The sequence below is a fragment of the Nocardia sp. NPDC051981 genome, from assembly GCF_040680715.1.
GTDB lineage: Bacteria > Actinomycetota > Actinomycetes > Mycobacteriales > Mycobacteriaceae > Nocardia.
This window is the reverse complement of record NZ_JBFAXK010000027.1, coordinates 66,862-91,660: the sequence shown is the minus strand read 5'-3', so window position 1 is coordinate 91,660 and position 24,799 is coordinate 66,862. Positions and strand designations below refer to the sequence as shown.

Sequence of the window (24,799 nt, the reverse complement as noted above, 5' to 3'; positions counted from 1 at the left end):
ACCCGTGGTCGTGCGGCCACGGTTGGACATACCAGCCGCCCGGGTGCCCCCACGAAAGGAAGGCACCGCCACTGTAGCGCTGGCGCGACAACCCCAGGAGCCCACCATGATCGGACACCCGCGGTCCGCCGGTGTGCGGACAGGGGCGCCAGCCGCCGACAATGAAGCCATGGCACAGTTGGTGACCCTTGCCGAATGGGCGAAACAGCACGGGCTGACGTTAACCACGGTTCGCAACCAATGGGTCTACCTCCAGGGCTTCCCTGAGCCCGTGGGGCATCAAGACCGTGCCGCGGGCACCGGGAGCGGTGGACGCAGCCGCGAATACGACCTGGCGCACCTGGACGACTGGTTGTCGCGCTGGCACGCCGAGGGCCGGCCCGCCCGGCTCGCGATGCCCGAGAACCCTGAGGAATACCGGACATTGGGTGCGATCGCCCGCCTGGTCGGCGTCGCCGGCGCGACCGTCACCCAATACCGCGCCCTCATCGACCAAGTCGCCGATTACGAGGACCGCGGCGCGCGCCGACGCTACCGCACCCGCGACGTCGTCGACTTCCTCAACGACCGGCCCGGGCACGGACGCAGCAATGACCCGAGTAGCGACCGACGCCGCGGCACCAGGCTCTGACCTTCCGTGCCAGGTTCGCGGGCGTGGTTGCCGCCCAATCGGTTCCGAGTAGGCTCGCCCACAGCGTGATCACCGTGCGAGTTCGGTTCCGCTCTCGAGGATCGATCCGGCGGTATCCGGTCGGATCGAGGTGTGAGCAGATGACCATGACACGCATAATCGCGGCACTCGCCGCATTACCAATGCTGGCCACCGCCAGCCACGGCATCGCAGCGGCCACAGGCCAGCCCGGTCTGGCAGCCCCCGGAGACGGACAACCGGGCCTCAGCACCGCCCCGGCGCCGAGCGTCGCGGACTACATTCCCGATCCGCCCCCACCACCGGCGCGCCCACGACCCAGCCAACAGCCCAGCCCCCACAACGACTCCGTGATCCAGCAGCCCGCAGCCACTGATCCGGACGCCGAGCACACCGAGCCGGAACCTCCCCAGGCACAAGCTGATCCGCATACCGTCCGAGCTGGCGACACGGTGTTAGCGGTACCGTACTGGGTGGACGCGAAGACCCGCGACAAAGCCCAGGCGTACCTGGACTACGCCGAGTGGCAGATCGCCGCCGGATACGACGCACTCGGATTCCCCCGCGAAGAATCGGATCGACGCGCAGCCTCGACCATCACCGGCGGAACCATCGCCGCGATCGTGGGCGCCGAAGTCGTGTCCGTGCCCGCCGCAGGCATCGGCTGCGGAATCGGGGCTGTCGCCGGTGGAATCGCCGGCGGCGCGATCGGCACCGCTACAGCCGGAGTCGGAATGCCCATTGGTGCCGGGATCGGAGCCGGACTGGGATGCATGGTAGGTATCGCCGCCGCTGCCGTGCCCGCTATCGCAGTCGGTGCCGCCGGCGGTGCTGTGCTCGGCGGTGCCGCCGCCGGCGCGCTCGGTGGCGGTGTCGACGTGGCGAAACCAGACGTGCCGCCGCTGATCGATGTTGCCGTCCCGGTGCCGGATTCGCCAGAACCGACACCTGTGAGTCCCGTCGTTCAGTCGGTCACCGACACGGTCGCCGCGATTGGCGCGCAGGCTGAGGACGCGGTGGACTCGCTGCGGTCGGCCATTGCCGCCATGCCGCTGCTGGCGCTCGATCCGGCAACCTTGATCGGGCAGCCCGGCTGAAGGCAGGGACGTCGTTTGATGCCAGCAGCGAAAATTGTTGCGTAGGACTCAAATCCGCGGCTCGGAGCCGGCGAACGCACGCTATTGCCGAATTTCGTGCACTGGTGACGGTCGCACGGGGATTCGAGCCGACCATGCCACTGGCCGTCAATCGGTGACCGTCAGGGACAAGCGGGCTAGGTGCGTGTGAGAGATCAGGACAAAATCGTCCCAGATGTTTGCGTAGTAGCCTTCCGGTCGGGTCTCGACCTGTGCCGCGAATCCGACTGTGCCGAGCAGGTTCTCGATGTCCCGGGTGAAGTCGTCGATGAGGGCGTCCAGCGCGGCGGTATGGGCTTTCGGTCCTCGCGGTGGGTCCATCCGCCGGACGGCACTTCGGAAGTACTCCGACCAGCGCGAAACTGGTTGTATCACTCGGATATTGAGGATGGGCTCCGCTATGATGCGGCGTATGCGATCCGGTAGCGGCTCACGGCGGATGAGAAGTTCGCCGTCCAACGCGATAACTGGGCGGAGGTCGATGCTGAGGGCGTGATCGGCGGCCGACATCGCCTCCTCGAGCAGAAGCGCAGCGTTCGCCACGGTCGATTGCAGCGATCCGCCAACCGATTCGCCGCGGTTTGCAGCTGCGCGGGTCTTCTTCTTCACGAACAGAGTATCGACCGGTGATCGGAGCCGAGCGACCCGTTTTCCTGCCGCGATCGCGGAACCGAATATCCTGTCAGGCCGCGACTCGCGCTGACCGAACCGGCCAGCGCGGGGCAGACGCCGACGAGACCGACTGCGGCGCAGGAACATCCGCTACTGCCGATTTCCGTTTGCCGTGTCTACGTCGGTTGGGGTCGGGAGGGCTTACTCGTCGGGGTGGGTGTGGATACCGATGCCTCCGGGGACCGTGAAGTTGTCACGAGTGGGAAAACCGGCGGCGACGGAGGAGAGGAAGGGGGCGGCTTCGGCTTGGAGTCTCGCCGAGCGACTGGAACTCCACCGTCGCAGTTTCCGGTTCGCCACACCGGCAGGTGGTCGGCCTTGATAATCGTCAAGGTCGAATCGCGTCGGAAAAGGGCGTGCGGTGAACAGCGGCTCTGCGTGGCGTATATACCCGTTTCCAGGCCATGACCTGGAAGGTAGGGAAGCGGGGGACATAGAGTGTGTCGCTGACCGGAAGACCCTGGGCGCGAAGAAGATCGAGCGAGGCGAGAGTGTGCTCGCGGACCGGGCGAGCGTAACGGCCTCGCGCGGTGGCAATTGGTTCGGCGAAATCGTGCAGGCGGACCAGACCAGGGGCTCTCATCTGGGTGGCGAGCCGGTCCCAGATCGGTTGGTATTGATGGCTAGCCGATCCGGTGATAATCAGCAGTCCTCCACGTGAAAGCGATCGGGACAGCGCGACGATCTCGTGTTCGAAGGTGTCGATCATGTGGGGCTGGGTTAGGAAGTTGGAGGCGAAGATCAGGTCGTAGGCGCTATCGGCCACCCTGTGGTACGCGATGGCGCGGACTTCGGCGTCAGTGAGGTATTCGTCGTCGTAGCCGCAGAAACGGTCGACCGCACGTACGGCGGCTCGGTATGCCTCGCGAGTGTTCTCGCGGGGCGCGAATCCGGTGAGGTCGTCGAAGGTGATTCCGAAGGGCGGGACGATGCCGGGCACCGTCTGGTGGTTACGGGTCAGGAGCAGGTGCTCGGACAGGTAGTGAATCAGGCGTTTCCAGCCGGGGCCGCGGTCGATCGAGTGGACTGTGATGTTGGAGGCGAAGGTCAGGTCCTGGCCGCTGTGGCGCACCCAGTCGTTGATCCCGGTGTAGAAGTCCAAGGCCGCGTACAGGTTGGGTGCGGGACCGCATCCGACGTCGAGGATTTTCAGGTGCTTACGCCGCAACGGCAGCTGCCCGGCGCTCATGAGATGTTCGAGGACCTGGCACGCGCGCCCGTAGCGGTCGGCCAGGTGCAGCAGCGCATAGGCGGAGGTTTCGGCCGGGTCGTCGAAGATCAGATCGTTGCAGCGGGTCAGGACATCGTCGAAGCAGTCGGAGAGCGCCCGGCCTTCACGCACCGATCCCCAGCTGAAGGTCGTCGTGCGTACCGCGTCGAGCAATGTGGCCAGCTGCCATTTAGCGAGACCGCCTGAGCGGCTGCGCCATTGGTCGAATTCGCTGAAATGGGCGAGCTCCCACTGCCGGGCGGTGGAGAACATGGCGGCGATCATGCCGTACTTGGGTACCGGCCGACACCCGATTTTCCGGCGTGCCTCGGCGCGGCGCCCGCGCTGAGGATCTGAGATCCGGGACCGTGATGCCTGGCGGGTACCGGATCGATCCGGGCCTCGACCGTGATCGGCGCGCCGTGATCGCTGAACTGAAACCCGCATTCTGCAGGTTCGTGATGAGTGATGCACCCCGCGTCCTCCGGTCCCCGTATCTGCCACAGCGGGGGAGGCGGGGTGGCCGGCCGCAGGACTGTGGTGTGTCTAATAGTGATTCGGTTTACGCATAATTGTTGTGTCGGTAGTCACATTGACAGTGATCTAAGGCACATATTCCGAAGCGTCCCCAAGGAGAACCGCCCGGTCAGCGTGTCGACGGCGTGTCGCAACATGGCGTGACACCGAAGGTTCCAATTGCGGCCAAACGTAACGATACGGATGGGCCCGCCGGAACGAGACTCCCTTGTCATATGGGCACCCTAGACTGCGGCTACCACCAGGAGGGACACGTGATGACCGCCACACTGGAACCGGAAGTAGAAGTCGTAAAGCTCAGCGAAACCCAGGTCAAGGACATGATAGAGGGGATTCTGGCAAACCTCGGGTGTAGCTTCGATGAGCTGGCCGACATGGCCCGCACCCGCGACTACCCGACCATGCGGCACCGTCTCGCATGGGGCCGGATAGGCGGCTACTACAAGTCATAGGGGTTCGGGTTGGCCAGGTTCAGGTTCGTGCCCGAAGCGAAGCAGTTCACGGCCCACATGAATACATTGCTCAACGGCACGATCTGCAACAACGCTCGCCTCGTCACACAGATCGACGATGGCGGCCAAGCCCAGATCAGTCTCGCCGGCAAGATCAATGACCCGGATGACCCTCGCATGAACTGCGTGCCCGTCCGGATTGGAAACGAGAACCCCACGCTCTATGTCGGCGTGCAGATCAACCTGCAGCCCGATGAATCACGCGAATTTCTGATGGTCAGATCATCGGTGATGATGCTCGCCGCCGACGCCTGCGGTGAGCGCGAACTGCTCCACTACGACTACGAGCGGAACAAGGAGCACGGCTACCCGGAAGCCCACGTGCAGGTCAAAGCCTCTTCCGTCGACTGGGATGGTGCCCTCGCCGGCCGTGACAAGCCGCTCCTCAAGCTGCATCTACCAGTGGGTGGCCGCCGATTCCGGCCGACGCTTGAAGATGTCATCGAATTTCTGATCGTTGAGAAGCTGGCGAAGGGGCGCAGCGGCTGGGAGGAGGTTCTTGAGAAGTCGCGTCAGGAGTTCCAGGAGATCCAGTTGCGGGCCGCGGTACGGAACCACCCAGAGGTGGCGGTCAAGGTGTTGCGGCGTCTTGGATATGAGATCACCGAGCCGCCGAATGATGGCAAGCTGGTCTAAAGAGCCTGTAGATGGACGAATGGGTCCTCGTCACGCGCGACGGAACGCTTCCGGGAAACACACTACATTGCCGCATACCGCGCTGACCGAACCGGCCAGGGCGTTACGTCAGCGCGCTAGATAATGTCCTCTGGCGGAGGCAGCAACGGGTACGGCCGCGTGCGGTTCTGCTCCTCGATCCGTGCCCGGCACTCCGGACACATCATCGACATGTAGCCCTCGCCGACCGGGCGCTCGCCGCAGATCTGGCACATTTTCTGATCGTCCGACACGCGCAGATCATAAGCGACCGCTCGGCTATCATTCGCACATGGGTTCGAATAACCGGAGTGTCTGGTATCTGCACCCGGACGGCTACGCCATCGAGAACGACGAGCTGGTGCAGACTGCGCGTGGGTGGGTTCTGCCGACGCCGATTTTCTGCTCGGGCCCAGAACGCCACGTACTTGCGGCGAGCCGGTCGGTCCTCGGATGGACCGCGTGTCGCCTCGCGGGATGCTCCCGCGGTCATCTCGTCCACACCTCGGCCAGTGCGGGGCGCATGTGTATCAGCCGGAACTCGGCCCGGGGTGTAGCCCGTTGGCGTTCGACGGCCGGGACGGTGTCAACGATGACATCTGACCACCTGCTCACCGCGGTCCTCGACGTCCTCGCCGAGGTCGATCCGACCGAGATGTTCGACAGGCGCGACGTGCTGCGCGCGGTCCGCCCGGCGGTCGACCCGCCGCCGGGCCTGGACGAGGTTGACGAGGTGCTCGCGCTGCTCGCCTTGCCGATGCTCGGCGGTGTCGTCGCGGTGTGCGACGGCGTCTATCGGACCGGCGCGGCGACCGAGACCGTGGTTGCGCGGTTGCGGCGCCTCGCCGAGGACGTACGCGCGGCCGATGACGAGGATCTGGCCGACCGGTATTGAACGCGCCGAAAGGCATCACGGCGCTACCGATGCCGACCGGGTGGCGCCGGCCATCGCCGTCCGCACCGAAGTCCGCCCGGCATGGTGGTGATGATCAGGATCCGGATCTGATGGAATCGCCACCGGTGCACGGGGTCGGTCGGGTCGAGTCCTGCCCGCCGAAGGCGCTGGCTCCGTTCGTCGTTCATGGTTGGTTTGACGGCGGGCGATGGCTGGGCGTTGCTGCGGACACGCGAATGTCCGCCATTGGCACGGAACTGCTCCGCCTTGTGCCGGAATGTCCAGTTCTGCGGCCGTCGAACACGTGGAACTGGCACGTATCTGGCATTGAGGCGCGCCTGTGTGCAAATGTGCAGGTCAAGGTGTGCCCTCGGCAGGATTCGAACCTGCTCCGCGTTGGAGGTTGGCCACCCCGCTTAACTTCCGAGGCACCCGCTTGTCCGCGACGACCCGCCAGGGACCGGTGGGTTGGTTCGTCATTCCAATGCATAGGTGCCTGGGCGCGGTGGTTGAGGGAACCGACTGTCCTGCAGCGGATTCCACCTCCAGCACATCGCGCAGGACTTCTTGAGGGTCTCCGGTCGCGGTCACGCACGACTGTCGGCCTACTGCGATACGATGCCTGAAACGGGTGGAAACGCCAGGAATCCTGGAGAAATCCTATGCAGGACAGCGATATTCGCTCCTGGGCGACAGGAGATTCGGCGGCAGGTCTAGGCGTATCTGCTGCGGGGCAAAAGAACGAGCGGTTGGCTGCCGTGATGGCCGAGGTGGGGCTTCGACCCAAAGGGCTTGCCAACAGGATGCGGCAGTACAGCGAGCAGGATGGCGGCCGTCCTGTGCATCCAAAGCACACCAATGTCGGCCGGTACATCGACGGCGTGAACCGGCCGAGCCAGCGAAGTCTGGACGTGATGCTCAGCGTGCTTAGTATCGAAGCCCGCCGTCCTCTCTCGGCCGCTGATATCGGCTATCTCGACGAGCCGTCGGGGAAGCTTGAGGACGAAGTCAAGCCCTCGGCGCCGCCGGCGGACCTCATCGCATTGCCCTTCGAAACCGTCGATTCGGAGTATGTCGATCATCTCAAGGAGATGTTGGACGCGCGGGCCCGTATGGACGCACTTACCGGCCCTCGCTACGTACTTGGAACTCTCCAGAGCGAGCTCCAGCTGGTTCAGGACTTGTGTGGCAAGGCCCGCGGCGAGATGCGTTCGGAGCTGTTGGAAGTGGGTGCTCGGTTCTGTGAATTCGCCGGGTGGCTGTACCAAGACTCGGGTGACCTGAAGTGCGCGCGACATTGGACGATGAACGCGATGGACTACGCCGAGGAAATCGGCGACCCGCATCTCATGTCGTACATCCTTCAGCGGCGAAGCAACATCGCCACTGAGAACGGCTATGCACCACAAGGATTGGGTTTGGCCAATGCCGCACTTCGTGGATGGGACGAAATCACTCCGGAGCTGCGCGCGGTGGCGCTGCGTCAACAGGCGAATGCCTATGCAATGACCGGGGAGGCGGACGAATGCCGCAAGGCGCTGGATCGAGCGATGGAGCAGGTTCTGGCCATTGATGACCCAAGCCCACTGGCGTTGTACTGCACGCCTTCCTACATCGAGATGGAAGCAGCGCACAGCTGGGCGAGGCTTGGTGAGCCGTACCGTGCCATCGAGACCTACACGATGGGGCTTGACGAATGGCCGAAGTCGCAGCGTCGCGATCAGGGGCTCTGCGCGGCCAGGCTCGCGTCTGCGTACATCGACGCCAACGAATTCGAGCTGGCGGCCCAAACCGGGATGAAGGCCGCAAGCTTGATTCGCTGCGCCCCGTCGGCACGTGCCATCGGAGTTCTTCGCGAGCTATCGAAACGGGTACGGCCTGTGCGGAATGAGGCTCTTCGCGAGTTCGAGTCTGCCGCAGTCGATCTATTGTCCGCTCAGTCGACCAAACGCTGAAGATGCTTCTTGAACGCCCCTGAAAGCGAACTCAAGGTCTTCCCTCCCTTGTCGGCCGTGCCTAGCGATGGGAAACCGATTACGCCAGTGTCGGTGTATTCCTGCATCCCTCCCACAAGGAGGAACTGTCGCTCATCTGCACGCCAATCCGCTGTCTCGTAGCCAGGGCGAAGCAGATGAGGTGCCGTATGGAGCAGGATCGAAGTCTCCAGCTCGCCTGCATGCATGTCTTCGTGGCCGCTCGTCTGCATCCCGGCGTCGGTGCGCGCGCCGTCCCAGTCGCTCCGGCCGGGGAATAAGGTCATCTGTGGTCCGCTGGCGTTGACCTGCTGGACGACGTTCTGAAGCACATAGTTCCCGCCGTGCCCGTTCACGATCACGATCTTGCGGATGCCGGATGTGCGTAGCGAGCTGAAAATGTCCTCGATCACGGCGATAAGCGTCGAAGGACTGATGCTGACCGTCCCGGCGAAGGCTGCGTGCTCATGCGAACAGGAGAAGGTGATCGGTGGGAGCAGAAAGAGACCGTAGTCATCGGCGATGCGCTGTGCGATAGCGCAGGCGATGACCGTATCTGTGGTCAAAGGGTGGAATCGGCCGTGCTGCTCAAGGCTGCCGATAGGCAGCACGGCGATGTGCCTTTCAAGGTTCCGGACATCTTCGGACGTTGCGGTCGTTAGCAGATCCCTCACCTGACCAACATACGTGTTCCCCCTTGTTCGGATCGCCGATCCAATGGGGGCGCGCAGGGGGCGCACGGACGTAGGGTGCGTGCGCCCCCCTGCGCGCCGCGCGCCTCACCTTGCGCACTGATTCAAGACATCGCCCCCGAGTTCTCCTGAATACCAACAGTTTTCGCTCGTTGGTACCGAAGGAGCCGAGGCAGTGACCCGTTCGAGAAGTTCCCTGAAAGTCCCCATCAAGCCGACGCCTGGGGGCGCGCCACTGGTGACCATCCAGGAGGCCGCGAAGACCGTTAGCGTCACCGAACGCACGGTTCGCAACTGGATCAGCAACGGTCTCCTGACCGGCTACCGATTCGGCCCGAAGATCATCCGCGTCGACCGCGAGGAGCTGCTGGCACTCGCCACCCCGGTCAATGGCCAGGGGGTGGCCTGATGTCGTACGTCTCGGTTTCGTCTCCCGGCTACGCCGTGGAAGGCATCGAGGTTCGGTACCAGACCGCGCACACCGCGGACGCTGGCCTGGAGATCCCCGCCTACGTGTACGTGTCGCTGAAAGGCACGTCCGGCTACCTGGCGCTGCATATCGAGCACGCCCGCGCGTTGTTGGAGGCTCTGCCCGGTGTGCTTGTCGAACACGATGCGGTGCATGAGATTCCGACAGTCGAGCCCGATGGCGAGGCGGTGGCGTCGTGAGCGGGTTGCGGAAGATCGATCGCACTGACATGGTGCATGCGCTGTTCCCACTGGAGGGCCCGCACACCGGGGAGTCGGTGGTCGCCGCGTCGATGGCGGTGGCCGAGTTGTGGCGGTATCTGGCCCACGCCACCCGCTACAGCACCGCAGAGGCGCTCACTGATCCGGCCGACGTGTCGGTGGCGGTCGGGAACTTCGTCGCCGGCATGCGTTCCGCGGATCAGGTGCTGGGTCAGCTGTCCTATTGGGCGCAGCGGCTCACCGAGAACCCCGCGCTGGCCGATGACCGTGACCGCGCCAACGTCACCCGTGCGGTGGCCGCGACCGAGGAGGTCGCGTCGTGGCTGGTCGAGGCCCGCGACGACATGTCGATGGTTGTGCGGGACCTGGGCGAGGTAAGTGCGGATCTCAGGCATCTGTCTTTGCGCCGCGAAGTCGGGCAGGAGCAACGTTCATGACCCGCTTCGACATTTTCCTATTTGCTCTGGTCGTCCTGGGTGTCGGACTGCTGATCGCGCCGCAGTTCGTGATGAGCGTGCTGATCGGTGCGGGCGTGATCGTGTTCGGGTTGCGCTGGTTCGTACGGTCGTCGCGGAGGGGGTGGCGGCGATGAATCCTCTGGATTTCGCCCGCTCCCATTCCGGGATGCCGGCGCTGTCGGGACGCGATTACGACCCCGCCGGCCTGATAGATCCGGACGCGTACGTGGCGTCGTTGCGGTGGCGGCTGGTGTTGGCCGGGGTCGCTGTGGTGTTCGGCGCCGGCGTGGTGGTCGGGGTAATGCTCGGTCAGGGCGGCACGCGGGAGGTTTCGCCGAATGTGTGCCGCGCGGACGAGGTTTCGCGGATCGACTGCGTGCACGCCGCCACGGTCGCGCCGACCCCGCCGGGGGTGGCGCGATGAACTGGACTGCCTTGTTCGGGCCGAAAGCGGTGCTGGAGGCCGAGAACGAACGTCTGCGCCGCACCTTGTCTGAGCGGGATGCCCGCGTCGCCGAGCTGTCGACCGCGCTGGACGATGCCCTGGACCGGGAGCAGCTGCACTCGTTGTCGGCCCCGCATGAGCGGTTGACACCGGCCGCGGTGCTCGACCGGGTCGGCCAGGGCCGCGCCCAGCACCTCGCACCCGTCGACCGTGAGGTCCGCGCTGTCACGCCGCAGGTGAGCGTGCGGCCGTGGCTGCGGGAGCTGGATTCCACTGCCGCGCATGTGTCCGTGGCGCCGGATCGGAGGCGGTCACGATGAGCGTCGAGACGACGACCGAGCACCAGCCGCTGACCGAGGAGGCCGTGCGCGAGCTCACCGACAACATCCGTGCCCGGGTGGCGCAGGTGTGGGAGCTGGTTCGGCACGCCTATACCGGTCAGGTCTGGACGGTGCTCGGCTACGACAGCTGGGACGCCTACTGTGCCGCGGAGTTCGACGGCGCGCAGTTGCGTATCCCGCGCGAGGACCGCGCCGAAGTCGTGGCCTCCCTGCGCGACATCGGCATGAGCACCCGCGCCATCGCGGCTGCGACCGGTTTGAGCCAGCCGACGGTGTCTCGGGAGCTGTCGTCGAGTGATTCAAATGAATCACCTGACTCGGTGGTCGGTTTGGACGGCCGGACCTACCAGCCGAAACCCATTGACCGCCAGCCGATTACCGCCGACGGCGTCGAGTCGAGCCCCACCGAAACCGGTGAGTCAGCAGCGTCGTCGCGCCGGCGGCGTCCGATCACCGATACGTTCGACACCGCGCGCGGGGAGCTGCTGACCAAGACGAACACGCTGGTCCGCCTCACCGGTGACGACCGGTTCGACCGGCACGCCGGGCAGCTCTCGCACCGGTTCCTGGCTGATCTGCTGCGCGCCCGCGACGCCCTGAACCAGGTCATCGACCGGCTCTCCGATTTCTCTGACCGTCCCGAGGAGGGATAACCCATGCATCTGGTCGACCCCGATCACACTCCCGTGACCAGCCAGGTCATGGATGTCGACAGCGCCCTGGCGCGTCGTTGGCTCGAACGTAATCCGAATAACCGGCCGATCCGGCAGGCGCGGGTGCAGCAGTACTACGACGACATGGTCTCGGGCCGTTGGCGTTTCAACGGTGAAGCGATCAAGTTCGGTCCCGACGGGGAACTGCTGGATGGCCAGCACCGCCTGCAGGCCATTGCCCGCACCACCGGCATGCGGTTCCCGCTGCTGATCGTGCGCGGCCTGTCCCCGGACAGCCAGGTCACCATGGACCAGGGCGCCAAACGCACCCCCAGCGACCAGCTCACCATCACCGGGATCACCAGCCACAACACGTCGATGGTCGCGGCCGCGCTGCGGGTCTACATGGTGTGGATGGAGGGCAACCTCTTCGGCGACATCGTGCGCGGCGCCGGTGTGTCCACCACGCGGGTGGTCGAATTCGCCACCGCCTACCCGGAACTGGTCACGATCGCCGACCGGTTCACCGTGGTCGCGAAGCGGTTGAAGGCTCGTCCGGCGGTGGCGTGTGCGGTCGCGATGCGCCTGTCGGAGATCGATGCGGCCGCCGCGGCGGAGTTCGTGCGGCTGTGGGACAGCGGCGCCGGCCTGGCCGCTGATTCCCCGATCCTCGCGCTGCGCGACCGTCTCGATTCCATCCGCGTCAACCGGCTGCGTATCAGCGACCGCGAGCAGATCGGGCTGATCGTCACCGCCTGGAACTTGTGGCGTCGTGGACGCGCGGTCACCAAGCTGCAGCGCCCCAAGGGGGGATTCACCTCCGAGAACTTCCCGGAGCCGAGATGACCGCGCAGCGAAGGGAATCTGCGGAACTCGCTGCTTTGCATGCTGAACGCGACCGTCTGGACACGGTGGCCGCCGTCCTGTCCGACATCGTCAACGCCGCCTGCGACATGGCGCAGCGCAAGGGCTACCGAGACTGCGCTGCCGAGGATGCCAAACGTGACCACTGGCAGGCGGTTCACAAACCCGTCCTGGCCGAGTTTCTCGCCGCCGGGGATGCCTACCGCGAGGCGCGATGGGGCAGCGAGTCTGTCACCGAATCCCGCGCCGCGATCGAACGGGCCTACGCGAACGACCCGGACATGCGTGCGCTGATCGTGAAGGCCCGCACGGAACTGGCGGCGCGCCACCAGTCTGCTGAGCCGGTGGAACGTGATCGGCGGCGGTCGCGGTGAGTACCCGATTCCATGATCCCGAGGGCCGCCAGTACGGCATTCCGACATTCCCGTGGCGGATGGCTCCGCAGCATCTGCGGACCGAACGTCAACTGGCGCAGAACAATCGGCGCCCGGGTGACGAGGCGCAGGCCCAGGTGCTGGGTACCAGCCGTCGTTTCGGGCAGGTGCAGGCGTACCTGTACGACGAGGCCCAGGCGAAACCCAAGCGCGAATGCTCACCGGCGCAGCTGGAGTCGCTGCGCATCGCTCGCTGGGTGCGCTCGGCAGACGCGTGCGAACGGCGAGGGATCGACGCGGCCGACATGCGGGAGCTGATCGAGGCGGCCCGCACCAAGCTGGCAGCCCGCCGTCAGATCAGCGGTTCGGCTGATGGGCGTGATCGGAGGCGATCGCGGTGAGTTGCGGTTGCGGGACCGGTGAGGCTCAGGGCCGCGGGTTGTGCGCAAGGCACTATGCCGCGTTCCGCAGCCGTGAGATCGCCTACGGGCGCTGGAATCCCAGGGTTGCGGCTGATGCGGTGCGGGCCCATATGGAAGCGATGCGCGCGGCCGGGGTGAAGCCGAACCAGCTGGCCAAGCTGGCCGGTGTCAGTCAGTCCGGGCTGAGCCAGATCATGGCGGCCGGCCCGGACAAGCAGGTCGCCGCGTGGCTGGAACAGGCCGTGTTGGCGGTCGAGGTGCCCGAGCGTGCCGCCGAGGTCACCACCGGCACCGCGCTGGTCCCGATCCTGGGTGCGCGGCGCCGGTTCCAGGCGCTGGTGGCGTCGGGGTATCCGGCGGCGCAGCTGGCGCGGGAGTTGGGCGTCGGCGAGCGGAGCCGCACCATCCGGTCACTGATGGGCAACCGCGCCGACAAGACCGGCCGGTTCACCCACGACATCGCCGCGGATCGGGAGCGGGCCGTCAAGGAGCTGTTCGACCGCCTGCAGTTGGTGCCTGGTCCGTCGGCTCAGGCGCGCGCGTTGGGGGAGCGGCGTGGGTGGGCGCTGCCGATGGAGTGGGACGAAACCGCGATCGATGACCCCAACAGCTGCCCCGAAAAGGCGCGCTGGACACCGGCGTCCGCGCGCGAAGAACGCCGAGAACACGTCGACGAGCTGGTCCGCCAGGGGCTGACCAACGACGAGATCGCCGACCGGCTCGGAATCAACACCCGCCTGGTCGAACGAGACCGAGCCCACCACCGCGCCACGCCGCACACCGACCCCACCGGCGCGACTGCGGCCGAATCAGCTGCCCGGAAACCGTATTCGCGCGGCGAGGTCGAAGCGATGGGCGCACTCGCTGCCCAGGCCCGCGTCGATATCGCGGCGCGCCGTCAGCGCGGACGGGGCAGGGGATTGGAGCGAACCCGATGAACCACAACAAAGACAACACCCGGTATGCCGGGTTGGAGCGCCGCTACCGGCCCCGGATCATCGGCGGCCTGCGTGATGCTGGGCTGACCTATACCCAGATCCGCACCTTGCTCGGGGTCAGTCTGCGTCAGGTTGAAACCGTCCTGGGCGAAGGACAAGCGTTGCGGGCGAGTGGTTTCCGTGCCAAGGAGATCGCCGCCGAGCTCGGGGTGCCCGCAGGATCGCTGGGGCGGATCCTGCCGCCGACGCGGCGCGCGACGATCACCGAACGCCAGTCCGAGGTACTGCGCGCGGTCTCGGACATGCGCGGCATGCAGGTCGATGTCCTCGCCCAATATTTGAACGTCTTGGAGTCCAGCGCGTATGCGATCGTGCGGGAGCTGATCGCCAAGGGCTTGTTGTGCGAGCTGGAGAAGGTGCAGCGCGGGCGGGCGTGGGTGTTCGCGCCGCCGCGGGTCGAGGCCCGTTATCTGGGGTGGCGGCCGGCGGCCTGGTCCCCGCCGCTGATGTACGCCGAGCACTACCGCGCGGTCGCCCAGGCCCGGATCATGCTGGTCGGCAACGACCCGGCCGCGTTCATCTCCGAACGCGCTCTGCGTCGCGAAGCCACCACCGCCGTCCGTATCGCTGCTGAGAAGCGGCGTGGCACAGCAGTGTTGGAGTTCTCCACCGGCATCGACCCGCTGCCGGGGCGCCCGCACCTGCATGACGGCCGGTTCCTGGGCGTGGTGGGCGGCAACTACGGCTGGTGGGCACTCGAAGTCGAGCTCAGCGTCAAGGACAAGGCGCACATGGACACCGCGTTGCAGGGCGCGATCCGCGCTGCCCGTGACGCCCACCCCTACACCATGGTCGGCCTGCTCTACCTGTGCCGGTCCGACGCGGTCCTCAACAACGTGGAGGCCGCTGCGGGGCGGCTTCCGGCCGAGCTCGCCTCGCTGCCGCTGGATCTGCAGATCCAGGACTTCGACAAGCAGTGGAAGGCATTCCTGGCCGCCCGCCGATCGGCGCGCGAGGCAAAACGCCAGCGCCACACCATCTTCGAAATCTCCAAGGAAGCATCATGAGCCCCACCGACTGCACCCCACTGATCACCCCCACCGACTGCGGCCCCCTCGCCACCGCGCCGGGCCCGGCTGACGCGCCAGCGACGACCATTCCGCCGATCACTGCCGAGGCGCCGCCCGGAACCCCGACCGTCGTTCGGGACGTGACCGACCCTCTCACCCACTGGTCCGATCACGGCCTGTCCCACGCCGGCGCGACCGCGGAGACCGCGCTGGTGTGCGGGGCGGTGCTGGCCGCGATGCTCGTGCTGATCGTGGCCGTGGCTGCGATCAAACCCGTTGAGCCGCACCGGCTGCGGAACTTTGCTGCCGCTGCGTGGGCGTTGCCGCTGACGTCGGTGCTGGCGGGCGGGTCGTGGTCGACGCCGTTGAGCTTGTTGTGGGACGGCGCCGAACACCTCGCTCACGGGCAGCTGGGTGGGTTGTCGATGATGCTGGTCCTGGGTCTGCCGTCGACGATGGTGGTGGCGTCGCTGTGGTGGGCGCATTTCCTGATCAAGACCGAGACCGTTGGGTTGAAGTCGCTGCGCAGCACCACGCGTGTCCGGGACTCGCTGACGGCTCGCCGGCAGCAGGCTGCGGCCCGCGCGGCGAAAAGTGGTGCGCCCCTGCACCGTGGGCACGACATCGTGCTCGGCACCCTCGCCGACACCACCAGCCACAAGGCGCCGGGGGTGTGGCGGTCGTTGTCGAAGCGTCACGAACCGTGGCTGGCTATCCCGCACGCCGATGCCCGTAAGCAGCAGGCCATGTTCGGCACGACCGGTAGCGGCAAGACCGTGCTGATGGAGCGGTATGCCGCCGCCTTGTTCGATTTCGAGTGGCGGGCCTGGCAGAAGTGGACCGGGGTGCCGGGGATGGCGGGCAAGCATGCGCGGCCGCTGCTGGTGATGATCTCGTGCAAGGGCGGCGAGGACGACCGTGAACTTGGGTTGAGCCTGCGCGAATCGATGCTCGCCCAGGGCGTCGACCCGAAGCGGATCGCGCTGGTGATCCCGGAGATGGACACCCTCGATATCTGGGAGAACACGCCGGCGCGGGAGTTGCGGGCCATGGTCGGTGCTCTTTTGGCGGCGTCCGCGGAGGCCACCACCGCTGAGGGTCAGCATTTTGAGAGCATGCAGACTCGCATCGCGTCGCTGGTGGTGGATGCGCCGGTGGGTAAGCCGCGCAATCACATCGAGCTGTTGGAGCGTTTGCAGGAGACCAAGCTCAAGGAGATCTGGAACAACGCTCCCGATGTGGTGCGTCAGATCGATGCGATGCAGGCCGAGAAGGTGCCGCAGCTCGATGACGCGCTGATCAAGTGCACCAACCTGTTCGAGAACCTCAAGGACACCAGCGGGCGCATGGTGTTCGACGGCGGCCACGACATCAACGACCTCGACGTGCTGTTCATGACCGTGCCCGCCCTGGACAAGGACGCCGCCCGCGCCCAGGTCGCCACCACCCTGCAGCTGCTGCTCGAACGGGCCGGGCGGACCGCGAAAGACCTGCGGCGCAGCGTGATCCTGTTCATCGACGAACTCTCCGCGCTGACCACGAAGAAGGGATCGATCGGGGTCGAGGACATCGCCGAGCGCGGCCGCTCCCAGAAGATCGCCATGGTCTTCTGCGGCCAGTCCCCCGAATCGGTGGCCCCCGACGCCTGGTCGCTGGGACGACTCCTCAAAACCTGCGCCGGAGGAGTGATCCTCGGCTACCTGGAAAACGCGGGCGATCTGTGCAAACACGCCGGATCCATCCCGGTCATGCTGCCGTCTCGGCACCTGATCAAGGGCCAGCGCCACGGCGACGAGGGCCAGGTGTCGGTCGGTGAGAAGTGGCTGGTCGACCCTGACCGGGTTCGCCAGTTCGACACCGGTGACTTCGTGTTCTTCAAACGCGGCCACGCCCGCTTCGGCCGTGTCGTGCCACTGAACAAGGCCGAACAATCCCGCCTGCCCGGCACCTCACCCGCCCCGGCCCTGCGCACCGGCGACGATCCGACGCCGGCCACCGCTTAACACCTTTTCTTCGACACGAATCTGATTGGAGCACAACCACTATGCGCATCTTCCGCGACCATGCCGACGACCACGACGATGAACAGCCCCGCAAGAGCTTCGGTCGCGACGAGATCGCCGACCAAGCCGACCGCCTCGCAGACGAGATCGCCAAATTCCTATCCGATACCGCCGATGACGCCGACCAGCGTCCACCGGCCACACCGACCCTGCGGCTGGTCCCGCCGCTCACCACGCCGGAGCAGGCCACCGCGGCCGCGCCCGTGGAAACCGGCGAACCCGCACCGGCGCCAGCGAAACCGCATACGCGGGGCCAGATCTGGCGTGCGAGCGCGGCGGTTTCCTTCGTTGTGGTCGGTCTCGCTGCGGTAGCGGCGTGGGGACAGCCCGCCGAGGTCGGTGTCCCCGTCGTCGTCTACGGGCTGGGCTGGATCGCTTATCTGAGCTGGAACGCCGCGCGGCGCCCGTCGCTGGCGCTGGCGTTGGCCGCTTTCACCGAACACCGCGCCGCCCGCGCCCAGCGCAACACCCACTGACCACCCACATCACAACCCCCAAAAGGAAAGGAAACACCATGTCCATCAACACCTCCCGGGTGATCGGTCTCGGTGCCGCCGCTGGCATCGCCGCCGGGGTCGCTGTCATCGCGACGATCATCGCGGTCGACGAGTGGGATCTCGATACCCGTGTGGCCGAGGCCATCACGCGGTGGCAGATGACTCCTGATGAGCGCATCGCCCTGGACGCCACCAAGGCTCTGCTGGCGCATCAGAACGAACAGCGGCGCGCGCGTCGCGACAAGACCGAGCGCGACAAGCGGTCGAAGTTCTGCCACGACCTGCTCACCAGTGTCGACAGCGAGCTGACCGCGTTGACGTTGCCGCAGTTGATCACCGAAATCCTCTACGCCCGGGCCGGTTTCGCCGGTGGATTCGGCATCGATCCGCAGACCGGCCAAGGCGATTACGCCGTACGAACCCGGTGGGCCGGTCATCTCGACGCGTTGCGCAGTGAATTCGACCGCCGCAACGCCGGTGCCGGTCGATCCCTGTCGCGGCTGGACCGGCTGCGCTGGCAGGCCGCCTACACCGCCGTGCACGGTTTCGACGAGCCCACCGACACCGAAATCCAGGATCTGACCACCACCTGCACGGCGACCGCCGAGCAGCCCGAGTGACGAAAACCTCTGTTACCGAAAGGAATCCCTACCCTCATGTCTGAAATCGATGAGATCGCCCGCGACACCGGCCGCACCTTCCGTGACGTGCTGACCGTGGCCGGGCAGTGGCTGCGGACCCTGCGCAGCCACGACGGCGCCACGGGCCGGTTGACTCGCAAGCAGCGTCGCGAGCTGGGCGAGCACATCATGGCCCAGGTCAAGGCCGAGAAGGTCACCGGCGCTTGGTACACCAAACGGGTCGCCGACTACCGCACCGAACACGTGATGGCCCAGTTCCGGCGCGAGTGCGACCCGTTCTACACCAACCGCGACGCCGCCTCCGATGTGGAGCGTCTGGACGCGATGCGGCTGCGGATCGAGGAGAGCTTGGGCACCTCGCCGCTGCGGATCGAGCACCGCGGGCAGGTGGTGATGGCACTGGACCGCGCCGGCCGCCACCCCTACCAGATGAATCCGAGCTTCGAGGCCGTGTTCCCGGTGATGGACGCCGAGCAGATGCGCGAGGCCCGCGCCGCTGCCATCGAGTCCGAACAGTGGGTCACCGCCCGCACCCGCGAACTCGATCAGCAGGTGGAATCGATGACCCTGCACCAGCCCACGGCCCGGACCGACACACAGACCCAGGACCGCGGGCGCGGGGAATCGGTGGGGCCGCAGTCGTTGTCGTCGGTCGAGCAGGAGGCGGTGCTGGATCGCGATCTGGCGCGCACGAACGCGGTGCAGGCGATCCGCCACGCCCAGTACACGTGGCTGCGGGACCAGGCGCACGGCACACCGAACGCCCGCGCGGGCCTGTCGCGGCGGTGGGCCGCCGAGCTGGCCACCAAGGCGGGAATGAGCGTGGAGGAGATTCGGTGGGAGTTCGCCAACGCCGAAACCAACTTCCGCTGCCAGGTCACCGTGGGCTCCAGCTCCCCTGACGGCGCCCAGCACTTGATGCGCGCCTATCACCCGTCCGAGGCCGAGGCCGCCGCGTGGACGCGGGATGTGGTGCACCACAACGAGTGGAAGGCCGGGACCACGTTGAGTGTGCGGGCGCGCGAGACCGGGCGCCGGCACCCGTTCTACATCGCCGAGGGCAATCAGGTCGAGGTCGGCCACAGCACCAGCGAGTGGCAGCGCGTGACCACCCGGGAGCAGACCCAGCCTCCCGACCAGGACAGAACCCGGGAGAACAGTTCCGCCGCAGCAAGTTCGGAGGATCTGGAGCGTCGGGTACTGCTGTTGCAGCGCGGCCTGGACGCGGTCACCGCCGACCGTGACAAGCACAAGAACCAGATCGACGCGGTCCGGGCGGAGCTGGAGGGGTTGAAGAACACCCAGCTGCGCACCACTCAGGAGCTGCGCGAGGCCCGCACCGCGCGTGACACCGCCACCGCTGAACGCGACCGCTACCGCGGGGAGCGTGACGAGGCGGTGCGCAAGCTCGCCCACGCGACCCCGCAGCAGGACCGCTACGGCAGCAGCGAGCGGATCGCCCGCGAGCAGCAGGGCACCGATTCGACCGTCCCGCCGGCCAACGGTGCCAGCCAGCCGCGTCCGCCCCTGCAGCGGGAGCGCTGATCATGCACCGCGAACACGAAGAAGCGATGCGCTCGGATTTCTCCGAACGCATCGGGATCAGCCTGACCGCTCTAGCACCCGGGCTCACCGACGACCAAGCCGACGAAATCTACCGCCGTGTCGGCGAATTCGACCAGCGGTGGCTGTCGGGTCCGCACGCCCAGGAATGGGCGTTCCTGCACGCGGCCTACACCGACTGGCGCGATCAGCCCGAAGCGATGGCCAAGCTGGTCGCCGACGTGCGCGCCAACCCGGGCATGTACGCAGACCACGGGCTCACCGACATCCAGTCCCGCAGCCTGGACCAGGCCCACAACATCGCCCGCGAAGAACGCTGCGCCATGCAGGCATTGAAGCCGCCGGTCCAGCGTCAGCCGATGCAGTGGGGGCGGTGAGCCATGGAAGCCGAGCACGAGGAAGCCATGCGGTCGGACTTCCGGGAACGGACCGCGCTGCAGCACTCCGCCTACCAGCCCGACGTCACCGAAGACCAGATCAACGAAGTTTACACCAAGACCCGCCAGATCGACGACCGATGGAACGCCGGCCCGCACGCCGATCAGTGGCGGTATCTGTCGGACGCCTACGCCGATTGGCGCGATGCCCCCGACACGATGGACCGGTTCATCGACAACATCGAGTTCAACCGGGCCAAGGGCTACGACGACTTCGGCCTGGACGAGGTGCAGCGTCGCAGCCTCTATCAGGCCCGCGAGTTGACCGAGCCGCACCGGGTACGTCCGCGCGGCCGGGGCCAGCGGGAGCGCTGATCGGTTATGGATCATGATCCGGCTCAGGGGCGTTCATGGCAGCTGATCACCGCTGCCCTGACCGCCGCCATGGGTCCGGGCCGGGACCGGGCACGGTGGACAGTGTTCCTGTGCCCGGTCCACGAGGCCGACGGACAACCCCACACCCCCTCCCTCGGAGTCCGCTACGACGCCACCCAGGGCAAAACCATCGTCCGATGCTTCGCCCACTGCGACGACAAAGAAGTCCTCGACCGCGTCGGACTCCGCGTACGGGACATGTGGGACCGGCTACCCGAACGCGGCCCGCGTCAGGGTGAGCAGCATGGGCAGCGGCGCCCATCGTCGGGTGCCGCGCGGGCGCATCAGCAGCGGGTGTCGTTGGTGGACAAGGCGATCGACTACGCGCGGTTGCCGGTCCCGTCCAAACCCGATCTCGGAGAAGCGATCGGGCCGACGGAGAACGTGTGCACCTACATCTACCGCCGCGCCGATGGGCACGTCGAAGGCGCGGTCACCCGCAGAACCACCCCGCACGAGTACGGGGACAAGAAGTCGTTCACCCAAGCCCACTGGAACGGAACCGACTGGGAACCCACCGGATTCGCGCCCATCCCGTACCGGCTACCCGAAGTCCTCGACGGCATCGCAAGCGGGCGCGAGATCTACGTATGCGAGGGCGAGAAGGACGTCACGCGGGCGATCGAGGCCGGACAGATCGCCACCTGCAACGCCATGGGCACCGGCTCCTGGACCGCCGAACACGCCCGATGGCTCCACGGCGCCGGGCGGGTGATCGTGGTCGCCGACCGCGACCGTCCCGGCTACCTGCACGCCGCCAAGGTCGCCGACACCCTCCACGGCCACGTCGGGGAAGTCCGCGTGCTCCAAGCCGCCGCAGGCAAGGACCTATCCGACCACGTCGACGCCGGCCACGACCTCGCCGACCTCGAAATGGTGCCCTACCTCGACCGCCACTACCGCCAACCCCGAACCCAACAGCGACACACCACCCGCAGCCGCTGAACCCACCTATCGCAGATACACCACAAAGGAGAAACCCCGCCATGTCCGGCACCAACTTCGGCCAGCGATTCACCAACGCCGCCAACAAGATCCCGTCCGCGTTCGGCAAGAACAGCACCCCCGGCACCACCGTCTACGGGCGGATCCACTCCATCGGCGAGCAGCCCAAGCTCAAGTACGGCGGCGCCCCGGGTGAGATCGACACCGACGAGTACGGCAACACCGTCATGCAGCTGTTCATCACCCTCGAAACCCCCACCGGGGCAAAGAACCTGTACCCGACCAGCCGCATGGAACAGGCCATCGGGCAGGCGATGAACTCCGCCGGCGCGACCAGTTTCGATGTCGGCGCGACGTTGTCGGTGACCTACACCGGACCCGACCCCGACAACGAGAAAGCCCGCCTCTACACCGCCAAGTACACCCCCGCCGTACTCGCGAATGGCGGTGGCAGGTGACCGGCAACGACGCCGGTTCGATCGTGGGGCGCACCAATGCCGTTGCGCCCCACGGCGCGCCCCGCGTCGACACTGTCGCACCACCAGCAACCGGCCAGCACGAACGCGACACTACCCCATCCGCGCCCCGCCCAGAGCCGGACGAGGCGCTCACGACCTTCCGCGAGGAGGCGATCATGACCACCACCCGCGACAACCGCGACACCATGTCGCAGCAGCCGCACGATAGCCGTCGCACACGCGACACCGATGCGACAGACCGCGGTGGCAAGGTCGTCGCATGGGCCGGATTCATCTTCGGGTCGGTGCTGTCGATCGTGATGAACTGGCTGCACACCTGGTTGCCCGCCGCATCCAAGCCGCACGGCTGGTCGCCGGGAGTGTGGCCGCAAATCGGTTCCGCCGTATGGCCAGTCACGCTGTTGCTGGCCGTCGAAGCGCTCTCACGCGTACGTTGGAAGGTTGGCCTGGCATGGTCACTGGCCCGCTACGGCGGCGTCGGCACCGTCGCCGCCGGCTCGGCACTCATCTCCTACGGCCACGTTCACGACGTCCTGCAAAGCTGGGAGTACGGCACCGTCGGCTCCGCCGTCGGCCCTCTGGTGCTGGACGGGCTGATGGTCGCCTGCGGCTTCGCCCTGCTCTCCGAATCCAGCTCCTCCGCCACCGGCAGCGATGCCGCACCCACTCCTCCGATTGTGGTCGATGTTCCCGCGCCCCCGGTACCCGGCGGAGTTCCGGCCGCGGAGGCAGGCGAACCGTCTGCCGCATCCGTCAACGCGGTAAGCCCCCATGACAGCGCTGAAGTGTTCGCTGGTGGTGTCCTCGGGTCGGAATTGCCTGTGCGACACCAGGATGCGACGCTGCGACAGCCCGACGCGACGGGCGCGACACCAGGCGACAGTCCTGCGACAACCCGCGACAGCGACGATCCGATCACACGCGACGAGCGCATCCTGGCGCTGCACGCCGCAGGCCGTTCCACACGTGAGATCGCAGACGAAATCGGTGTCCATCACTCCACTGTCGCGCGAGTCGTCGCACGCTACGGCGGCAGCGACACCATCCGCGACACCCTGTCGGGGTTGCGGTTGATCCAGACCCGCGCAAATGGGGAGGAAACCGCGTCATGACCGGTATTGAATGGTCTCCGGACGAGATTCTCGAATCCGGCTGGTACACAACCGAGGAGGTCGCTTCGTTGTTGAAGGTCGACCCGTCGAGCCTTCGACGGTGGCGAACGGCTCGGCCACCGCAAGGCCCGCCATTCGTCCAGATCTCCGGCCGCGTCACCCGGTACAGCGGCGCCGACGTCATCGCCTATCTGATGCGCAAGCGCATCGATCCGGCGGTGGCCTAATGGCCGACGCGGTGAGCCGGATCCCGCTGGGCGTGCAGATCCGCGGCAGCATCGAGGAACGGAAGCGCGCCAGGCCATTCCTGGCACGGGTCCGGTGGACGGATCCGGCTACGGGGAAGCGAGACAGCAAGTCGCAAGCCTTCGAGAACCGTGCCGACGCCGAAGCGTGGATCGAAGGGATCCAGGACGCCGCAGCGCGCGGTGTCGATCCGAAGATGGCCACAGCGACCCTGAAGGACTATGGGGATGCGAACTGGGACCTCGCGATGCGCGGCGTAGAGCCCAAAACTCTCGACCCATACCGGGCGGGGTGGCGCCGGCGCATCGTTCCGACTCTCGGGCATCTGCCGATCACGATGATCACGGCCGGTGTCGCCGATCGCGCGGTCGGCATGTGGATCACCGAGGGCAATGGCAGGTCCACGATCAAGAACACCCTGGCCGCTCTCGGGCGGATCATGGACCAGGCCGTGCGCGACGAGGTGATCGATCGCAACAGGGTGGAAGTTCCCGGATGGCAACGGCAGTACGAGCGGCACGAGGATGAGCTGAACAATCCCCGCGCGCTCGCGCTGCCGGACTGGCAGACACTCACCGAACTGGCCGACGCCCTGGTCGCCGCGTCATCGGATCGGTACGAGGTCTGGGGCGAAGTCGTCATCTACGAGGCCTGCACCGCGGCCCGTATCGGTGAGGTGGCCGGCTGCCGCGTCGGAGACGTCGACACCGAGGAATGGATATGGACTTTGCGCCGGCAAACGACGCCGGGCCCAGGTGGATTGAAGGACAAAGGTACGAAAGGCAAACGTGCTCGGATCATTCCGATCATCGAGGAGCTTCGTCCCATTGTGGTCAGGGCAATCGCTCGGGCACGGGCGCGCGTTGACGCAGACCCCGCGATGAAGGATGCCGACGTAACCACCCGTGCCAAGGCGTACCGGAATGCTCGGTTGTTCATCGGACCGCGTGGTGGTCGTATTCAGATCACCGTTTTGCGGCGCGCAACGCATTGGGACGAAGTGGTGGCCGAGCTCGGTTACGAACATCTCCGGCGGCACAGTCTTCGGCACACCGGGCTGACCTGGTTCGCCGACGCTGGCGTGAGCGGCCATTTATTACAGAAGATCGCCGGCCATTCCGACCCCCGCGTCACCCAGCTCTATCTCCACCCGAACACTGCGGCGCTGCAGCAGGCCGGAAATCTGCTCTCACTGCACCTGGCAGCGCCCCAACGGCCACCGAATGGCCACCATCTCAGGATTGTGAAATAAAGCA

The 24,799-nt window shown here is 66.4% G+C and carries 33 protein-coding genes; 29 read left to right on the top strand and 4 right to left on the bottom strand.

Going from position 1 to position 24,799, the window contains the following annotated elements; translation table 11 throughout:
• The first annotated feature begins 169 nt into the window (after positions 1 to 169).
• Together AB0L60_RS34150 and AB0L60_RS34145 are read left to right on the top strand one after the other, a co-directional pair.
• The gene (locus AB0L60_RS34150; protein WP_364622785.1) at positions 170 to 631 is read left to right on the top strand and encodes a hypothetical protein; all 462 of its coding nucleotides are present in this window, start codon (positions 170 to 172) and stop codon (positions 629 to 631) included.
• Between the two features lie 140 nt (positions 632 to 771).
• Positions 772 to 1,746 (top strand): hypothetical protein, encoded by a 975-nt coding sequence (locus tag AB0L60_RS34145; RefSeq protein WP_364622782.1) that lies wholly within the window; start codon positions 772 to 774, stop codon positions 1,744 to 1,746.
• A 147-nt stretch (positions 1,747 to 1,893) separates the two neighbouring features.
• On the opposite strand, the gene AB0L60_RS34140 is transcribed toward AB0L60_RS34145, so the two are convergent.
• Both AB0L60_RS34140 and AB0L60_RS34135 read right to left on the bottom strand, forming a co-directional pair.
• Positions 1,894 to 2,394 (bottom strand): hypothetical protein, encoded by a 501-nt coding sequence (locus tag AB0L60_RS34140; RefSeq protein WP_364622779.1) that lies wholly within the window; start codon positions 2,392 to 2,394, stop codon positions 1,894 to 1,896.
• Positions 2,395 to 2,785: 391 nt separating this feature from the next.
• Positions 2,786 to 3,952 carry a hypothetical protein gene (locus AB0L60_RS34135; RefSeq protein WP_364622777.1) on the bottom strand — a complete coding sequence of 389 codons (1,167 nt, stop codon included), beginning with the start codon at positions 3,950 to 3,952 and terminating at the stop codon, positions 2,786 to 2,788.
• A 509-nt stretch (positions 3,953 to 4,461) separates the two neighbouring features.
• On the opposite strand from AB0L60_RS34135, the gene AB0L60_RS34130 reads away from it, so the two are divergent.
• Together AB0L60_RS34130 and AB0L60_RS34125 are read left to right on the top strand one after the other, a co-directional pair.
• A complete protein-coding gene (locus AB0L60_RS34130) occupies positions 4,462 to 4,656 on the top strand; it encodes a hypothetical protein (RefSeq protein ID WP_364622774.1) in 195 nt (64 codons plus the stop codon).
• 27 nt (positions 4,657 to 4,683) lie between these two features.
• Positions 4,684 to 5,352, top strand: a complete 669-nt coding sequence (locus AB0L60_RS34125; RefSeq protein WP_364622771.1) for a hypothetical protein — start codon at positions 4,684 to 4,686, stop codon at positions 5,350 to 5,352.
• Between the two features lie 116 nt (positions 5,353 to 5,468).
• Here AB0L60_RS34125 and AB0L60_RS34120 read toward each other — a convergent pair whose 3' ends face one another.
• Positions 5,469 to 5,624, bottom strand: a complete 156-nt coding sequence (locus tag AB0L60_RS34120; RefSeq protein ID WP_364622768.1) for a hypothetical protein — start codon at positions 5,622 to 5,624, stop codon at positions 5,469 to 5,471.
• A 338-nt stretch (positions 5,625 to 5,962) separates the two neighbouring features.
• On the opposite strand from AB0L60_RS34120, the gene AB0L60_RS34115 reads away from it, so the two are divergent.
• Together AB0L60_RS34115 and AB0L60_RS34110 are read left to right on the top strand one after the other, a co-directional pair.
• Positions 5,963 to 6,265, top strand: coding sequence for a hypothetical protein (locus tag AB0L60_RS34115; RefSeq protein ID WP_364622765.1), 303 nt, complete (start codon positions 5,963 to 5,965; stop codon positions 6,263 to 6,265).
• Positions 6,266 to 6,927: 662 nt separating this feature from the next.
• Positions 6,928 to 8,220 carry a hypothetical protein gene (locus AB0L60_RS34110; RefSeq protein WP_364622762.1) on the top strand — a complete coding sequence of 431 codons (1,293 nt, stop codon included), beginning with the start codon at positions 6,928 to 6,930 and terminating at the stop codon, positions 8,218 to 8,220.
• Here AB0L60_RS34110 and AB0L60_RS34105 read toward each other — a convergent pair.
• Complete coding sequence (locus AB0L60_RS34105) at positions 8,202 to 8,912, bottom strand: creatininase family protein (protein WP_364622759.1); 711 nt, start codon at positions 8,910 to 8,912, stop codon at positions 8,202 to 8,204. The two genes, AB0L60_RS34110 and AB0L60_RS34105, sit on opposite strands and share 19 nt — an antisense overlap.
• 193 nt (positions 8,913 to 9,105) lie before the next feature.
• Between AB0L60_RS34105 and AB0L60_RS34100 the strand changes: the two genes are divergently transcribed.
• From AB0L60_RS34100 to AB0L60_RS33990, 23 genes are all read left to right on the top strand, one after another.
• The gene (locus AB0L60_RS34100) at positions 9,106 to 9,339 is read left to right on the top strand and encodes a helix-turn-helix domain-containing protein (RefSeq protein ID WP_354843918.1); all 234 of its coding nucleotides are present in this window, start codon (positions 9,106 to 9,108) and stop codon (positions 9,337 to 9,339) included.
• Positions 9,339 to 9,599 (top strand): hypothetical protein, encoded by a 261-nt coding sequence (locus AB0L60_RS34095; protein WP_364622755.1) that lies wholly within the window; start codon positions 9,339 to 9,341, stop codon positions 9,597 to 9,599. Before AB0L60_RS34100 ends, AB0L60_RS34095 begins: the two co-directional genes overlap by 1 nt.
• The gene (locus tag AB0L60_RS34090; protein WP_364622753.1) at positions 9,596 to 10,057 is read left to right on the top strand and encodes a hypothetical protein; all 462 of its coding nucleotides are present in this window, start codon (positions 9,596 to 9,598) and stop codon (positions 10,055 to 10,057) included. Before AB0L60_RS34095 ends, AB0L60_RS34090 begins: the two co-directional genes overlap by 4 nt.
• Entirely contained in the window at positions 10,054 to 10,212 is a 159-nt protein-coding gene (locus AB0L60_RS34085; protein WP_364622750.1) for a hypothetical protein, read from the top strand. The genes AB0L60_RS34090 and AB0L60_RS34085 overlap by 4 nt, the downstream gene beginning before the upstream one ends.
• Entirely contained in the window at positions 10,209 to 10,502 is a 294-nt protein-coding gene (locus tag AB0L60_RS34080; RefSeq protein WP_364622748.1) for a hypothetical protein, read from the top strand. The genes AB0L60_RS34085 and AB0L60_RS34080 overlap by 4 nt, the downstream gene beginning before the upstream one ends.
• Positions 10,499 to 10,843: a hypothetical protein gene (locus tag AB0L60_RS34075; protein WP_364622745.1), complete on the top strand. Its 345-nt coding sequence runs from the start codon at positions 10,499 to 10,501 to the stop codon at positions 10,841 to 10,843. Before AB0L60_RS34080 ends, AB0L60_RS34075 begins: the two co-directional genes overlap by 4 nt.
• Positions 10,840 to 11,517, top strand: coding sequence for a helix-turn-helix domain-containing protein (locus AB0L60_RS34070; protein ID WP_364622742.1), 678 nt, complete (start codon positions 10,840 to 10,842; stop codon positions 11,515 to 11,517). The genes AB0L60_RS34075 and AB0L60_RS34070 overlap by 4 nt, the downstream gene beginning before the upstream one ends.
• Positions 11,518 to 11,520: 3 nt before the next feature.
• Positions 11,521 to 12,363 (top strand): hypothetical protein, encoded by an 843-nt coding sequence (locus tag AB0L60_RS34065; RefSeq protein ID WP_364622739.1) that lies wholly within the window; start codon positions 11,521 to 11,523, stop codon positions 12,361 to 12,363.
• Positions 12,360 to 12,755 carry a hypothetical protein gene (locus tag AB0L60_RS34060; protein ID WP_364622736.1) on the top strand — a complete coding sequence of 132 codons (396 nt, stop codon included), beginning with the start codon at positions 12,360 to 12,362 and terminating at the stop codon, positions 12,753 to 12,755. Before AB0L60_RS34065 ends, AB0L60_RS34060 begins: the two co-directional genes overlap by 4 nt.
• On the top strand, positions 12,752 to 13,156 hold the full coding sequence (locus AB0L60_RS34055; RefSeq protein ID WP_364622733.1) for a hypothetical protein: 405 nt from the start codon (positions 12,752 to 12,754) through the stop codon (positions 13,154 to 13,156). Before AB0L60_RS34060 ends, AB0L60_RS34055 begins: the two co-directional genes overlap by 4 nt.
• Positions 13,157 to 13,287: 131 nt before the next feature.
• Positions 13,288 to 14,115, top strand: coding sequence for a hypothetical protein (locus tag AB0L60_RS34050; protein ID WP_364622730.1), 828 nt, complete (start codon positions 13,288 to 13,290; stop codon positions 14,113 to 14,115).
• The gene (locus AB0L60_RS34045) at positions 14,112 to 15,182 is read left to right on the top strand and encodes a hypothetical protein (protein ID WP_364622728.1); all 1,071 of its coding nucleotides are present in this window, start codon (positions 14,112 to 14,114) and stop codon (positions 15,180 to 15,182) included. Before AB0L60_RS34050 ends, AB0L60_RS34045 begins: the two co-directional genes overlap by 4 nt.
• On the top strand, positions 15,179 to 17,188 hold the full coding sequence (locus AB0L60_RS34040; protein WP_364622725.1) for a hypothetical protein: 2,010 nt from the start codon (positions 15,179 to 15,181) through the stop codon (positions 17,186 to 17,188). Before AB0L60_RS34045 ends, AB0L60_RS34040 begins: the two co-directional genes overlap by 4 nt.
• 41 nt (positions 17,189 to 17,229) lie before the next feature.
• Complete coding sequence (locus tag AB0L60_RS34035) at positions 17,230 to 17,724, top strand: hypothetical protein (protein ID WP_364622723.1); 495 nt, start codon at positions 17,230 to 17,232, stop codon at positions 17,722 to 17,724.
• A 38-nt stretch (positions 17,725 to 17,762) separates the two neighbouring features.
• On the top strand, positions 17,763 to 18,365 hold the full coding sequence (locus AB0L60_RS34030) for a hypothetical protein (RefSeq protein ID WP_364622719.1): 603 nt from the start codon (positions 17,763 to 17,765) through the stop codon (positions 18,363 to 18,365).
• A 36-nt stretch (positions 18,366 to 18,401) separates the two neighbouring features.
• Positions 18,402 to 19,931 carry a hypothetical protein gene (locus AB0L60_RS34025; protein ID WP_364622717.1) on the top strand — a complete coding sequence of 510 codons (1,530 nt, stop codon included), beginning with the start codon at positions 18,402 to 18,404 and terminating at the stop codon, positions 19,929 to 19,931.
• 2 nt (positions 19,932 to 19,933) lie between these two features.
• Positions 19,934 to 20,326, top strand: coding sequence for a hypothetical protein (locus AB0L60_RS34020; RefSeq protein ID WP_364622714.1), 393 nt, complete (start codon positions 19,934 to 19,936; stop codon positions 20,324 to 20,326).
• A 3-nt stretch (positions 20,327 to 20,329) separates the two neighbouring features.
• A complete protein-coding gene (locus AB0L60_RS34015; protein WP_364622711.1) occupies positions 20,330 to 20,701 on the top strand; it encodes a hypothetical protein in 372 nt (123 codons plus the stop codon).
• Between the two features lie 6 nt (positions 20,702 to 20,707).
• Positions 20,708 to 21,706, top strand: a complete 999-nt coding sequence (locus AB0L60_RS34010; RefSeq protein ID WP_364622708.1) for a toprim domain-containing protein — start codon at positions 20,708 to 20,710, stop codon at positions 21,704 to 21,706.
• Between the two features lie 41 nt (positions 21,707 to 21,747).
• A complete protein-coding gene (locus AB0L60_RS34005; RefSeq protein WP_364622705.1) occupies positions 21,748 to 22,164 on the top strand; it encodes a hypothetical protein in 417 nt (138 codons plus the stop codon).
• A 176-nt stretch (positions 22,165 to 22,340) separates the two neighbouring features.
• Positions 22,341 to 23,297, top strand: coding sequence for a helix-turn-helix domain-containing protein (locus AB0L60_RS34000; protein ID WP_364622702.1), 957 nt, complete (start codon positions 22,341 to 22,343; stop codon positions 23,295 to 23,297).
• A complete protein-coding gene (locus AB0L60_RS33995) occupies positions 23,294 to 23,524 on the top strand; it encodes a helix-turn-helix domain-containing protein (RefSeq protein ID WP_364622699.1) in 231 nt (76 codons plus the stop codon). The genes AB0L60_RS34000 and AB0L60_RS33995 overlap by 4 nt, the downstream gene beginning before the upstream one ends.
• Positions 23,524 to 24,795: a tyrosine-type recombinase/integrase gene (locus tag AB0L60_RS33990; protein ID WP_364622696.1), complete on the top strand. Its 1,272-nt coding sequence runs from the start codon at positions 23,524 to 23,526 to the stop codon at positions 24,793 to 24,795. The genes AB0L60_RS33995 and AB0L60_RS33990 overlap by 1 nt, the downstream gene beginning before the upstream one ends.
• The last annotated feature ends 4 nt before the right edge of the window (positions 24,796 to 24,799 follow it).